At 54.7% G+C, this 13,678-nt stretch carries 15 protein-coding genes and 1 tRNA gene; 8 read left to right on the forward strand and 8 right to left on the reverse strand.

The window, feature by feature from the left end; all coding sequences use genetic code 11:
• Positions 1-51: 51 nt before the first annotated feature.
• Positions 52-1,035: a complex I NDUFA9 subunit family protein gene (locus DA792_RS16390; protein ID WP_107722741.1), complete on the reverse strand. Its 984-nt coding sequence runs from the start codon at positions 1,033-1,035 to the stop codon at positions 52-54.
• 141 nt (positions 1,036-1,176) lie between these two features.
• Between DA792_RS16390 and DA792_RS16395 the strand changes: the two genes are divergently transcribed.
• From DA792_RS16395 to DA792_RS16430, 8 genes are all read left to right on the forward strand, one after another.
• Positions 1,177-1,263 (forward strand) — tRNA-Leu (locus DA792_RS16395).
• Positions 1,264-1,449: 186 nt separating this feature from the next.
• Entirely contained in the window at positions 1,450-2,061 is a 612-nt protein-coding gene (locus DA792_RS16400; protein WP_074644027.1) for a ribonuclease D, read from the forward strand.
• A gap of 36 nt (positions 2,062-2,097) precedes the next feature.
• Positions 2,098-3,060 carry a KpsF/GutQ family sugar-phosphate isomerase gene (locus tag DA792_RS16405; RefSeq protein WP_107721168.1) on the forward strand — a complete coding sequence of 321 codons (963 nt, stop codon included), beginning with the start codon at positions 2,098-2,100 and terminating at the stop codon, positions 3,058-3,060.
• A gap of 9 nt (positions 3,061-3,069) precedes the next feature.
• Positions 3,070-3,669, forward strand: a complete 600-nt coding sequence (gene lptC / locus DA792_RS16410; RefSeq protein WP_107721171.1) for an LPS export ABC transporter periplasmic protein LptC — start codon at positions 3,070-3,072, stop codon at positions 3,667-3,669.
• A gap of 47 nt (positions 3,670-3,716) precedes the next feature.
• The gene (lptA, locus tag DA792_RS16415) at positions 3,717-4,190 is read left to right on the forward strand and encodes a lipopolysaccharide transport periplasmic protein LptA (protein WP_199908197.1); all 474 of its coding nucleotides are present in this window, start codon (positions 3,717-3,719) and stop codon (positions 4,188-4,190) included.
• A complete protein-coding gene (lptB, locus tag DA792_RS16420; protein ID WP_009570317.1) occupies positions 4,190-4,921 on the forward strand; it encodes an LPS export ABC transporter ATP-binding protein in 732 nt (243 codons plus the stop codon). The genes lptA and lptB overlap by 1 nt, the downstream gene beginning before the upstream one ends.
• Positions 4,922-5,167: 246 nt before the next feature.
• Positions 5,168-5,743 (forward strand): ribosome hibernation-promoting factor, HPF/YfiA family, encoded by a 576-nt coding sequence (gene hpf, locus DA792_RS16425; protein WP_107721173.1) that lies wholly within the window; start codon positions 5,168-5,170, stop codon positions 5,741-5,743.
• Positions 5,744-5,786: 43 nt separating this feature from the next.
• Positions 5,787-6,251 carry a PTS sugar transporter subunit IIA gene (locus DA792_RS16430; protein ID WP_107721176.1) on the forward strand — a complete coding sequence of 155 codons (465 nt, stop codon included), beginning with the start codon at positions 5,787-5,789 and terminating at the stop codon, positions 6,249-6,251.
• A 96-nt stretch (positions 6,252-6,347) separates the two neighbouring features.
• On the opposite strand, the gene DA792_RS23320 is transcribed toward DA792_RS16430, so the two are convergent.
• The 7 genes from DA792_RS23320 to DA792_RS16460 all read right to left on the reverse strand — a co-directional run bounded on the left by DA792_RS23320 (position 6,348) and on the right by DA792_RS16460 (position 13,641).
• The gene (locus DA792_RS23320) at positions 6,348-6,563 is read right to left on the reverse strand and encodes a hypothetical protein (RefSeq protein WP_368074477.1); all 216 of its coding nucleotides are present in this window, start codon (positions 6,561-6,563) and stop codon (positions 6,348-6,350) included.
• Positions 6,564-6,670: 107 nt separating this feature from the next.
• A complete protein-coding gene (locus DA792_RS16435; RefSeq protein WP_368074478.1) occupies positions 6,671-7,777 on the reverse strand; it encodes a nodulation protein NodH in 1,107 nt (368 codons plus the stop codon).
• Positions 7,778-7,780: 3 nt separating this feature from the next.
• Positions 7,781-9,478 carry a DUF5927 domain-containing protein gene (locus DA792_RS16440; RefSeq protein ID WP_107721178.1) on the reverse strand — a complete coding sequence of 566 codons (1,698 nt, stop codon included), beginning with the start codon at positions 9,476-9,478 and terminating at the stop codon, positions 7,781-7,783.
• Positions 9,475-10,461, reverse strand: coding sequence for a glycosyltransferase family 2 protein (locus DA792_RS16445; RefSeq protein ID WP_107722743.1), 987 nt, complete (start codon positions 10,459-10,461; stop codon positions 9,475-9,477). The genes DA792_RS16440 and DA792_RS16445 overlap by 4 nt, the downstream gene beginning before the upstream one ends.
• A 236-nt stretch (positions 10,462-10,697) precedes the next feature.
• Positions 10,698-11,717, reverse strand: coding sequence for a glycosyltransferase family 2 protein (locus tag DA792_RS16450; protein ID WP_107721181.1), 1,020 nt, complete (start codon positions 11,715-11,717; stop codon positions 10,698-10,700).
• A 31-nt stretch (positions 11,718-11,748) separates the two neighbouring features.
• The gene (gene galE, locus DA792_RS16455; RefSeq protein WP_107721183.1) at positions 11,749-12,735 is read right to left on the reverse strand and encodes a UDP-glucose 4-epimerase GalE; all 987 of its coding nucleotides are present in this window, start codon (positions 12,733-12,735) and stop codon (positions 11,749-11,751) included.
• Between the two features lie 9 nt (positions 12,736-12,744).
• Positions 12,745-13,641 carry a UTP--glucose-1-phosphate uridylyltransferase gene (locus DA792_RS16460; protein WP_107721185.1) on the reverse strand — a complete coding sequence of 299 codons (897 nt, stop codon included), beginning with the start codon at positions 13,639-13,641 and terminating at the stop codon, positions 12,745-12,747.
• Between the last annotated feature and the right edge of the window lie 37 nt (positions 13,642-13,678).

Below are 13,678 nucleotides of genomic sequence, written 5' to 3' on the forward strand. Positions count from 1 at the left end.
AGCGCGCCCACTTTCGTGAGGCGCGCTGTGCCATTCATCCTGTTAAACAGGTCAGATATTCATGTTCTTCGCGCTTTCGCGGATCGCGTCATACTGACCCGACGGGCGATAGACCCACATGTAGTCCGGCAAAACAGCCTGAAGCGCGGTCGGCGTCATGCCAAGATCAGCAAAGGTTTTTGCACCTTCTGACACCACATTATCAACCCGCAGGTTGGCCACCTGATCGCGGGTCAAAACACCGTTATGGAACAGGCCAGCGGTCAGAAATTGCGCCACGGAGAAAACACCGCCCATGATATTGCCCGCCCAGAACGGCAAGTTCAGGATCAAACGGTTGCGGTGAAGCACGGCGAGCATGTCGCCCATCAGACCCTTGAGCGTGTCCACATCCGGGCCGCCAAGTTCGTAAACGCCCGCGTCCGCCTGCCCCAAAACCGCTTTCACGGCGACTTGAGCCACGTCATCGACATAGACCGGCTGAAATTTCGTATTACCGCCAACCAAGGGCAAAACGATGCTTTTCTCAGCCATCTTGCCGAAGCGGTTAAAGAACTCATCCTCTGTGCCAAAGATCACCGAAGGACGCAGGATCACAGCCTTTGGGAAGGCCGCGAGCACTTTGGCCTCACCTTCCGCTTTGGTGCGGGAATAGGCGCTTTTCGATTGCGCGTCGGCACCAATGGCGGACAAATGAACCAGCCGTTCCACGCCTTGCTCGGCGGCAATGCGCGCGATGCGACCCGCGCCATCAGCCTGAATCGCCGCAAAGGAATTTTTGCCGCGCTCGGTCAAAACACCAACACAGTTCACAACCGCATCCGCGCCAGCCATCGCCGCACGCACAGAGGCGTCATCGCGAATGTTGCAAAAGATCGGTTCGACCTGACCCACTGCGCCGTAAGGTTTTACATAAAGCGACTCGTTGGGGCGACGAACCGCGACACGCACACGCCAGCCCTCCTTTGCCATACGACGGGCGATGTACCGCCCGACAAAGCCAGCGCCGCCATAGATGGTGACCAGTTTCGTCATCTGCATCTCCAATGCCAATTACCGCTTTTCTTTAGCTTTTAGAGCGGAAATGAACAAGACGCTATTGCTGTTCCACAAATCCTTTAAAATCGTCGTTGACAGTGCCCTTCAGGCCTATTACATCGCGGCTCTACGACACCTGCCCAGGTGGCGGAATTGGTAGACGCGCTAGCTTCAGGTGCTAGTATTGGCAACGATGTGGAGGTTCGAGTCCTCTCCTGGGCACCAAATACTCTTAAGAATTTAAGAGTGACGACCATCCCCCCGATTTTGACATATTGCAGTCTGATCACCCAAACCCTTTGGATTGGTCAAACCACGATCACGACATCAAAGATGTGCGATCCCTTGCCCCGGATGGGCAGAATGCGTATTGACAGGCGACAGCCAGATTTAGCGCAAAGGCCCCTCTCCATGGCGAATTTCCTTTATAAAAACGATCTCCCTGACGATCTCGACCTTGGTCCGATTGTTGCCATTGATTGCGAAACCATGGGGTTGAATCCGCATCGGGATCGTTTGTGCCTTGTGCAAATGTCCGGCGGCGACGGCAACGCCCATTTGGTTCAAGTCGCTCGCGGCCAAACCGAGGCCCCCAACCTGTGCAAAATGTTGGCCGATCCCAATGTGCTAAAGCTGTTTCATTTCGGTCGTTTCGACATCGCCGCGATGTATCACGCCTTTGGCACCGTGACCGAACCGGTCTATTGCACCAAAATCGCCTCCAAACTGGTCCGCACCTTCACCGATCGGCATGGGTTGAAAAATCTGCTTGAGCAGCTTTTGAAGGTCGACATTTCCAAATATCAACAGATGAGCGATTGGGGGGCCGAAGATCTTACCAATGCGCAACTCGATTATGCCGCCTCTGACGTCTTGTACCTGCACCAACTGCGTGAAAAGCTCAACGTGATGCTGGAACGCGAAGGTCGGATGGAGATTGCTCAGGCCTGTTTCGACTTTCTGCCAACGCGGGCCAAATTGGACCTCGAAGGTTGGCCCGAAATCGACATTTTCACCCACTGATCTGCTCTTGCCCATTTTGCCACTGAGGAGGTCGCCATGACCCAATCGGACGCCTTTATCGCCACCGCCCAGCGCGTGATCCGCCTCGAAGCTGAGGCGCTGACCCAATTGGCCGAAGGCATCGGCGCAAATTTTGCCGAAGCTGTCGGGCTTATTCTTGCCGCCAAAGGGCGCACGATTGTCACAGGCATGGGGAAATCCGGCCATATCGCCCGCAAAATCGCCGCCACACTGGCCTCCACCGGCACGCCGTCGCATTTCGTCCACCCCGCCGAAGCCAGCCATGGCGATCTTGGCATGATCGGTAGCGACGATGTGTGTCTGGTTCTGTCCAATTCTGGCGAAACGCCTGAACTTGCCGACCTCATCACCTACACGCGGCGGTTCAAGATTCCGATGATCGGCGTCGCCTCGAACCCGGACAGCTCATTGATCCGCGCCTGTGATGTGGCTCTGATCCTGCCGAAAATGCCCGAAGCCTGTGGTCACGGCATCGTGCCGACCACCTCGACCACAATGACACTGGCACTCGGCGATGCCATCGCCGTGGCTCTGATGGAACAACATGCTTTCACCGCCGACAATTTCCGCGTCTTGCATCCCGGTGGTAAACTGGGCGCACGCCTGACCAAAGTCCGCGCGTTGATGCACGAGGATATGCCTTTGGTGACAGCCGAAACGTCGATGCGAGACACGCTTGCAGAGATTTCCGCAAAGGGCTTCGGTGTTGTCGGTGTGGTTAACACCCAAGGTCATCTGACCGGCATCATCACAGACGGCGATTTGCGCCGCAACATAGACGGATTGCTCGATAAATCAGCAGGCGACATCATGACCGCCGCGCCAATGACCATTTCCCCCGATGCCTTGGCCGAAAAAGCCGTGGCGCGGATGGATGAGCGGGCGATCACCTGTCTTTTTGTGCGGGATCCTGCCGAAGATGGCCGTCCTTGCGGGATTTTGAAAATACAGGACTGTCTTCGCGCTGGCGTCGTGTAAGACAGCCCTATGGCGCGGTTTGACAACAGCTATTCTCGATTTGTGGCGCTCGCAAAGATCGTCCTCCCTTTGGCCAGCCTTGTGGTTTTGGCCACCCTATTTTTGTTTGCGCGCGGGCGGGAATTTGAAATGTCGATTCCCTATGCGCAGGTTGATCTGGAAACACTGGCCCGCGAACAACGCGTTGATGGGCCCTCCTTTGCAACCGTGACCCAAGATGGGGCGCAGTTGGAACTGTCCGCCGACCGTGTCCGTCCTGACCTCTCCACCAAAGATGTGGTGAACTCGTCGGCCATTCGCGGCGCTCTACGCATTCCGGGAAATGGCTCCGTCACGCTGCAAGCCGATGATGGTGTCATTGACGGTCCCGGCAAAATTGCTGAACTGTCCGGCAATGTGCAAATCGAAACATCCACCGGCTACACGATCCTCTCTGACCGCATCGCGACCATGCTGGATGTGTCCAACATCGAAAGCCCCGGCACCGTCACCGCCGACGGGCCAACCGGGCATTTGACCGCCGGAGCGATGCAAATCTCCCAAGATGAGGGGGCAGACACTTACCTTCTGGTTTTCAAGGACGGTGTAAAGCTGGTATATCAGCCATGAAATTTGAGGAAAAACCCGTGCGTATCATTCAAGCCCTTTCCCTGAGCATGGCGCTGATCATCGCCCTGTCGCTTCACGGCCTCGCAGCACACGCCCAAAGCGCCCAGATCGCATTCGGAGGGTTGAAGCACGACAGTTCGCAGCCTGTCGAAGTGACCTCCGACCAATTGAGTGTCGACCAAGCAACCGGAAAGGCGCTTTTCGCAGGCAATGTCGTGATTGGCCAAGGCACGCTGCGACTGACGGCGCAGACCGTTGAGGTTGTTTATGCCAAAACCGGCGGCACAATCGCACGACTTTTGGCCTCCGGCGGCGTGACCATCACCAATGCAGGCGAAACGGCGGAGGCCGCTCAGGCCGAATATGACCTCGAATCATCGACCGTTCTGCTCACTGGCAACGTGCTTTTGACCCAAGCCGGTAGCGCCCTTTCGGGCGAACGCATGGTGATTGACCTCAACACCGGCACCGGTCGCATGGACGGGCGCGTGAAAACGATTTTGCAGCCTGGGAAAAACTGATGTCCGACACAACCGGGCTCAAGGTCCGCAATCTGCGCAAAGGCTATCGCAAACGCACCGTGATCCGCGACGTGTCGCTTGATCTTGGCCGTGGTGAGGTTGTGGCGCTGCTGGGTCCAAATGGTTCGGGCAAAACCACCTGCTTCTATTCCATCGCAGGTCTTGTGATGCCGGAAGCCGGAGAGATCACCGTCGATGGCCGCAACATCACGCTTTTGCCGATGTACCGTCGCGCCAAAATGGGGATCGGATATTTGCCGCAAGAGGCCTCTATTTTTCGCGGCCTTTGCGTTGAGGACAACATCCTCGCGATCCTCGAAGTGTCCGAATCCGACCCCCTCGTGCGGCGTGAAAAACTTGAAGAATTGCTGTCCGAATTCTCGATCTCTCACCTGCGCCGCGCGCCCGCCTTGTCGCTCTCCGGGGGCGAACGTCGTCGGGTCGAAATTGCGCGCTGTCTGGCGTCTGACCCCTCTTATGTGCTTTTGGACGAACCCTTTGCCGGCGTTGATCCGATTGCGGTGGCGGAAATTCGCGGACTTGTGTCCGATCTCAAAAACCGTGGCATTGGCGTCTTGATCACGGATCATAACGTTCAGGAAACGTTAGGAATTATTGATCGGGCCTATATTTTGCATGACGGCCAAGTGTTGATGTCCGGCACCACCGAAGACATCGTTGCGGATGAAACTGTACGCCGCGTTTACCTTGGCGACAATTTCCGGATTTGATCGCGAGTTTCGATTGACATTGACCTAGATTCTGCCGCCAAATGTAACCGATGCATGACGCGCGTTTCACAGTCTGCGCCACGGCAAATCAAAGCCTTTGGGCGCCAAAGCAACACCCCGACACACCGTCTGGGTCCTACGGTGAACGCATGCATTCAACTCCCGCTTTATACAAGAACCCAAGGCCCTGTCAGACGTCGGAGGAGGCGTCGAATATATAGGTCCCAAAGAAAGAAGGAGGTATCAATGCGGTACCAAATCAGCGGAAAACAAATCGACATCGGCACAGCCCTTCAAACGCATGTGAAGACGGAGCTGGGCACCGTTCTTGATAAATACTCGCAGCGTCCGACCGACGCGAATGTCGTGTTTTCAAAAACTGGGGCAGAATTCAATTGCGAGGCCGTGGTGCATCTGTCCAGCGGACTGACCGCACAGGCCAGCGCTCATGCCCATGAAATCTACGCGGCTTTTGATGACTGCGCGGAAAAAATGGACAAGCAGCTGCGTCGCTACAAACGCCGTTTGAAAGATCACCACAAGGATCGTGCCGAGCCGGTTGAACTCTTCGGCGCTTCCCAGTATATCCTCGCCGCATCAGACCATGATGAGGATCAGGAACCCGAAAGCCTTCAGCCGATGATCATCGCTGAAATGGAGGCGAAGATTCCGACCCTGACGGTTGGCGAAGCAGTGATGCAAATGGAATTGGCCGGCGCTCCTGTTCTTGTGTTCCACAAGGATGGAAAAACCGGAGTAAACGTGGTCTACCGCCGTGCCGATGGGAACATCGGTTGGGTTGACCCTAACAACGCGACATAGCAAAACTGGCCCGCCTCGACGGGTCGGGGCGGGTACATTTCATATGGATATATCTAAGATCTTGGATCCGCAGGCCATCAAGCTGGTCGGAAAGATGACGAGTAAGAAACGTCTCTTTCAGGATCTTGGTGAAATCGCAGCGAGTGCCTATGGCCTGTCGCTCAACGACACGGTTGATGCTCTGCAAGAGCGCGAAAGCCTTGGCCCAACAGGTGTGGGCCATGGCGTTGCTCTACCGCATGCCCGTATTGAGGGATTGGATCGCGTCGTGGGTGCTTTTATGCGCCTTGAAAACCCGATGGATTTCGATGCGGTGGACCGCCAGCCGGTCGATTTGATCTTCGCGCTCTTTGCCCCTGCGGAATCTGGGGTCGATCACCTCAAAGCGCTGGCTCTTGTGTCACGCACCATGCGTGATGGCGATATCTGTACCAAACTGCGCGCCAACGGCGAGGCCGCGACCCTTCATGCCATTCTCACTGAAGCCCCCGCGACAAAGGCCGCTTAAACACGGCCTCTGCGTGTTTCGACCTGACGCATGAAGCACAGAGCGCGCAGCACGGCTTTCACCTCCACTTTTGAGACCCGCGTATAGCGACACACTTTAAGTCTGTGACCAGGACTTAAAGCCGAACATCATGTAATCGCGCTGATAGGCGGCCCTTACGGCATCTTCGACCTCATCGTCATAGATATCCGCAAGGGTGAAGGGCATATCGTCCAGCTCCGCTTTTGCGGCGAGGCCCGACACCCCAATGCTCGTCCCAAGATAGCCGAGACCCTCGGCAAGACTTTCCTCACGCAAGATCATGTCAGGCAATGAAAAATCCGCGAAACCTTTGATCACTTCCGATTGTGACGCCCAAGTGCCATCCACGCGCACGGATGTTTGGCCATTGAGATTGCCTTTGACGAAGTCCGCAAATTTCAGGAACGCTTCCCGGTGCTGATCCCGGCTATACCCCGCGTCTGGTTGGCCCACGGGATCGGAAGTTTATAGGTGCCACGCAATGTCTCTCGAATTTCCCCATAAGTCAGTTCGCTCAGATTCAAAATATAGCGACAAAACGTGCGATGGAGTCGCAAAGCCGGGTGCGAAATCACCGTAAAGCTACGATGACCTTTGTGTTGCCGCTTCCACTGGCGGAGCGTCTTTTGGGTAAAGCCTTTGCTCAAAGCGGCGGGATCGCCCTTGTCCAAACCCGCCAGCCAAACCTGCACCGCCTGTTCTGGTCCACTGCGCACCGGCATGTAGAGCAAAGGCGCCGTCTGACCAGCCACATAGGTCGGGACCCCAGGGCCACGGCGCGGCTCGAAATTTGGCGTGTTGGATAGATTGAAATGATCGACATTGGAGAGCGCGGACACCATCTCCGCGTAGTTCACAACCTTATCCTCAAGGCGCGAGGGGTTTTGAACCTTGGTCTTTTGCGTGGTCTTGCCCCGCTCCTCAAAAACGCCCAGGAAATGCGCCAAACCATTGAGAACCTCAATGTCCTGAATATCGTCATAGTTGATATAGAACGCAGTTTGGCCTGTGGTTTGTAGCGCCCGTTGCAGCGAGAGTTGAAAACCTTTCAGCTCGTCCAACAGGCCTTCGAATTCGCGTTTATCAAACACGACCTTAGCCGATTTAGCATCTTTCAAATCACCAAGTCGCCATTGCCCGGTCTCGCCCGCAATCTTGCGCGACACATAGCTGTCGAGCGGATTGCGTGTGAGGATAATCTTGGCACAGTTCGGGTCTTTCAAGACATGCGCCAGAATGCGCGGATCGTGATCATGGAAAAACCGAAACCCGGCCAATCCCTCGGTTGCATCGCGCATTTTGCGCAGCAAAAGCGTCGGGTCCGCCTCGCGCATGATCAGGCTCACGCCCAACATGTCTTTCTGTTTCGACTTCCCGATGAAGGCCGGGTTGAACACCTCGCCCCAACATTTCAACCCAGGGTAGGAATTGATGTTTTCTTCGAGAAAGTTCGACCCGGTTCGCATTTCAGCGAAAATCACGAAATAGTCGTACTGCTTAGACATGCGCTACTTTACCAGATAGGGCCGTTTGCTCTCGCGGGGGCGGGCATCAGGCTCGTTACCCATGGGGAAATCGCCCATGAGGTGGGGTTTCATCCCCTGATTTTTCAGATTTTGCAGGAACTGACCAAAGCCTGTCAAATCCCGCATCTTGGGGGCTTCGGTCAAACGCCGGACATTGCGCGGACCGATCTCATCAATAATCGCCTGCAAAGGCTCCATCCGGCTTTCGATGAAATCCGCCATGGTCCAAATCCGCACGCGCGCTTTGATATGTTGGGACCGCAGAATGTCGATATGCTCTGCCTCGATCCGTTGCAGCCGCGCCGCCTCGCGACGAATATCGGAAAAATTGCGGTTTGAACGGAACAGCGTCACGGCCCAAGCCCCGGAAATCACCGAAATCTGAGCATTTGGATCGGTGGCAATGAGCCAATTGATCTCCTGATTGTCGCGAGGTCCGAACATAAAACATTGTCGCTCGCCGCGCGTGTTCCAGATCAGCGATGTGAGAAAGCCGCAAGGGTTATAATCCCGCAACGCTGCATGGTTTGAGAGCGCGCCAGAAAACACCTTTTGGCCCCCGGCAAACTCTGCGCCGTCGGGGCTAAAAAGATGACCATGGACCCGCGCGCCGACTGCACGCGCCAGCCACTCATCAAAATCCTCGAACAGATCAGAGAAGCCCTCAAACACGGAATAGGGCGCACCGGTTTTGCCGTGACCCTGACCATGCCCCGGCATCCGACTTTGCATATATAGCCCTTCACGCCCCATAGTGCGACGTTCCACAGCCTTTGAAAAGATGCGGTCGATTTTGCCCGGATTGGGCTCAGCCCCCTTCATCGGATTGCTGTCAGAGTTCAAAAACGTTGTGTAAAGACGATCCGCCTGAGGCCATATTTTGCGCGCCACAAAGCAATCCGAGCGCCGCAGTAGTTGCAGGTGATCATCGTAGAAAATATGCGGTTTGCCCTGATAGTCGAATTTGGACAGGGTCAGAGAACGGCTCTCGATATTGTTGGAATAAAGCCGCACCAAGGTTTGGTAATAGCTTTCATCCGGGATCCAGACCCTTTTGAAATAGGCGTCATAGGCCTTGCGATCCGGGTCTTCGAGAATAGCCGACAGGGTCTGGCGCGTCAGACACCACCATTGCGATCCAAGATGCGGGATCAAGCCGTCCGGGATTTTGCGTTTATACCGGAATTTACGTTGAAGCGTGACGTAACGGTCAAACAGCCGCCGCTGCTTTTTCCACGAAAACGGGAACCGAAGCGTGAAGCGTTCGGCATCCAGCCCGCCGACAGTCCAAGGCACATCCTCGGTCGTGACACTTTCGATGAAATTCGTCATCGGCCGCGCCGCAAGATATTGTTTCAGGTCCTCCACAGGCCGCAGCGGCAAACAGGAGCCAGACGACAGGTAGACATGCCGCACATCGCGAAACCGATCAAGCATCAGCTCCGAGGCGTCCTGTGAGGCCGCAACGAGCGACCACGTGCCCCAATCGCACGCATGTCGTTTGCTAAAAATCACCGTATCGAGATCAGAGAGGCTCTCCACAAAGGGTTGATAGACATCCTTTTTAACCCGACGATCCACATGGATCACTACAGGGCAGCCATGGCTCGCCCAGTGGCGTGCCACCTGTTCGGCGCGATCAAGGGCGGTATGAACAAGCATCACAAACCCGACTGTCATGCCCAATTCCCCTTGGACATGAGACCGAGAATCTCAAGTTGCCGCCAATTGATGTATTTTTCCGACCAGTTGCACCACAGATCAGGATCATCCTTGATCCGGCTGCTGTAGGCGAGGTATTCGCGGCTTCCGGCATAATGCTGACGACGTTTTAATTCCTCTTCGGTCTTTTGCACGAATGTGTTGAGGAACTTGGCATGCAACAGCGCGCCAGAGGCCATTTCGCCGCCATGGCTGTCATAGACTTTGTTCAATCGCCGCGGCAAAAGCATATGGGTCGAATGCAGATACACATAGCTGCGATCCCATTTGACCAATGGGATTTTGTTCAACGATGGCGCGTTGATCGGGTCGTTGTGAAAAAACAGCCGCGCTCGGGGGCCACCCTGAATCCACAGGTTTTCATACTCCCAATTGGTCGAGAGCATGTAATTTCCACTGTCAAACCATTCGGCAATCTCAAACGGATTTTGCCCATCCACATAGGGCTGCGCATCAATCGGACCTTTAGGATACATGTCGATCAACATGGCCGAGAAACTGCGCAGGCCAGAATTATCAAGCCAATCGGTCAAGGCCGGGATCGGACGGGTGTCGCTAAAGGGAAAGACGAAAAACTCGTCGACATCGACGGTCAGCGTCCAATGACCATGGCAATATTTGCGCGCCAGAGCGTTCATCCAATGCACGCCAAACAGCGATTTTCGATAACTCGCCATGGTGTGCCAGATCGACACATCCTCTTGGCCAATCAGAAATTCCCGTGAACCATCATCACTGTCATTGTCGACAAAAAGGAAATGAGAGACGCCCATATCTCTGTAATATTTCATAAAATATGGCAACCGGATGCGTTCGTTGCGCAGCGTACAGACCAGCAAAACATCATTTTTCTTGATCTGGCTGGTATGGTTTTGAACACAGGTTAGCTCCCGACCTTTCCGATACGCTCGGATCAGTCGGTGCTTGCGCCGAAGCCTCAGGCGATATTGCCGTAGTCGACTCACTTCAGCCCTTTTCCATTCCGTTCAGGGTTTCTCTTTTGCCTCTGCTATCACACAAACTTTAAGAGCCGCCTCACATGCCCATATTTTTTTGGGCACCTTGGATCGTTTTCATATGTTTCCGTAATGCGTCTTTTCCTATTTTAAATAGGGGTTTATTCAGTTTTCGTAAACAACACATTGTAAAATTAGAAACAATTCCCGGCATTTCGGCGTTAAGCCCAAGCCCCGCGCGCCATCACCCCGTCCGCCTCCAGCCCCTCCCAACCGCGATAGACCTGAGAGAATGCGTCCCACAAGATCGGGTCAGAGGTCACGGCGTCATAATAGGCATTGTAGTTTTCCGGCTGGGTGAAATGCTCTTGGCGGATCAACTCCGATGTCGATTGACGCAAAGCCTCATCCAAAAACTTGGCATGAAGCAGCACGCCCGTTGGCAGGTTATGACGCGGTTCAAAGCCTTCATTCAACTCGGTCGGAAGGGCGATATGCGTCGAGCTGGCATAGGCATAGCGCCAATGCCATTTGATCAAAGGGGTTTTGTGCATATGCGGTGCAAGATCTGGCTCATCCTTGAAAAACACACGTTTCCGAACGCCACCTCGAATAGAAACATTCCCATATTTCGGGTGCCTCTCCCGCGTATAGCCCTTGGCATCATAATAGCCGAGCGCCTCCGTGAAGGGCCTGCCGGGGGTATATTTGGCCTCGCTCAACCGTGTTTTTGGATAGAGATCCAACATCAACGCCGAGAAAAAAGGGCGGTTTTGCGCGTTAAGCCATGTGGTCAAATCGTGCAAATCACGGGTGTTCTGATGCGGAATGATCAGCGCCTCATCGGCATCCAACGTCAAACACCAATGCCCGCGCCCATAGCGCATCTGCAACCATGTGATCCAATCCATACCAAACCGCGCCGAGCGGTAGCTATGATCTGTGCGCCATAGTGAAACATCCTTTTGATCGGCCAAATACCCAGCCGTGCCATCGTCACTGTCATTGTCGACAATCAAAAATTGCGACACACCCATCGCCCTGTGATGGTCTAGAAAATAAGGCAGCCGAACGGCCTCGTTGCGCACGGTCGCGAAACACAAAATATCGGAGGGGGCAATTTGATCGGTCAGACTGATGACAGAGGTCAGCTCGCGACGCTTATGCAGCGCCCGAAGCAAAAGCCTGCGCCGACGAAGGCGCAGACGGTACTTACGCCAAAGCTGCTGTGATGCCCTCATACGCCCCCCTAGAGAGGCGCAGCCCCTCGGATCACTTATCGTAATGGCCAGTTTGATGCCATTTCCACGCATGATCAATCATCGTGGCAAGATTAGAGCGTTCAGGCGTCCATCCAAGCTCTGTTATCGCACGCTCGGAGCCAGAGACAAGTTTGGTACAATCGCCCGGACGGCGATCACCCTCAACAATGGGCACATCCTTGTTGGTCACGGCACGGGAATGATCCACGACTTCGCGCACCGAAAACCCCGCCCCGGTGCCGAGATTGAACACCCGGCTGCCTTTACCGTCCTCAAGCCATTTGAGACCCAAAACATGGGCATCGACCAGATCGCAAACATGGACGTAATCGCGAATACAGGTGCCGTCCGGCGTGTCATAATCCGTGCCGAAAATCGTCAAAGCGGCGCGTTTGCCTGCAATCGCATCCAACATTAGCGGGATAAGATGGGTTTCCGGCTGATGGAACTCGCCCACCTCACCGTCAGGATCACAGCCCGCCACATTGAAGTAGCGGAAAATCACGTGATTGAGACCAAAGGCCGCACCGAAATTGTCGAGAATGTCTTCGATCGCGCGCTTGGACGCACCGTAAGAGTTGATCGGGTGCTGCACAGAGTCCTCATCCAACACCACATTGTCCTGATCGCCATAGGTGGCGCAGGTGGAGGAAAACACAAAATTTGGACACCCCGCAGCCACCGCTGCCTCAACAAGTGTGAGCGAGCCGATGACGTTGTTGCGCCAGTATTTTCCCGGGTCTGACATGCTTTCGCCAACCTGAGAAAAGGCGGCGAAATGCATCACTGCAACGGGTTTGTATTTGGCAAAGACCTCATCAAGACGGGCGCGATCCAAAAGATCCCCCTTCTCAAAAGGACCAAATTTCACTGCATCTTCCCAGCCCGTCGACAGGTTATCAAAAGTCACAGGCTGATAGCCCGCGGCCCGCAGCGCTTTACACGCATGCGAGCCGATATAGCCGGCCCCGCCGGTTACAATCACGGATTTGGTCATGGGTGGACCTTACTGTGCGGCGGTGCGAATGGAAGACAGGGTATCAAGATACTCCTGAAGCTCATCGTGCAGCTCAGGGCGCGACAGGCCAAACGCAATCGTCGCTTGAAGGAAACCAGCCTTGGACCCGCAATCAAACCGCTGACCTGAGAAACGATAGCCGTACACGCCGCGATCCGATTCGATCTCGTCGGCAATCGCATCGGTCAGTTGGATTTCACCACCGGCGCCCGCTTTCATCTGGTTGAGGTTTTTCATCACGTTGGGCGAAAGAATATAACGGCCAATCACAGCAAGGTTGGACGGCTCAGTGCCAGGCGCGGGTTTTTCAACCATACCTTTGGCCGAAACATAGGCCCCCATGTCCTCTTTGATGTCGAGCACACCGTAGGAGGACACTTTATCATCAGGGACTTCCATGGCCGCAACCATAGATCCGCCAATTTCCTCATAGGCTTCGACCATCTGTTGCAAACACGGCTTATCGGCCGCAATCACGTCATCCGGCAGGATCACAGCGAAGGGTTCTTTCGGGTCAAGAAGACGGCGTGCGCACCATACAGCGTGACCCAGACCCAGCGCTTTGTGCTGGCGGATATAGGCAATCGCACCACTGTCCATATTGGTCATTTTCAAAGTTTCAAGAAGCGCATCTTTGCCCTTTTTGCGCAGCTCTTGTTCAAGGACGGGAGAATGATCAAAGTAATCCTCAAGCGCGCCCTTGCCGCGCGAGGTGACAAAGATGAACTCCTTAATTCCGGCCGCCCGCGCTTCATCAATGGCATATTGAATCAGGGGGCGATCGACGAGCGTCATGATTTCCTTAGGAATAGATTTGGTCGCAGGCAAAAACCGCGTCCCCAAACCCGCCACAGGAAAGATCGCTTTCGTCACTTTACGTTTCATCTTTACTCCTCTGGGCTCGCACCATTGAGCCCTCAAA

The organism is Celeribacter baekdonensis, from assembly GCF_003047105.1.
GTDB lineage: Bacteria > Pseudomonadota > Alphaproteobacteria > Rhodobacterales > Rhodobacteraceae > Celeribacter > Celeribacter baekdonensis_B.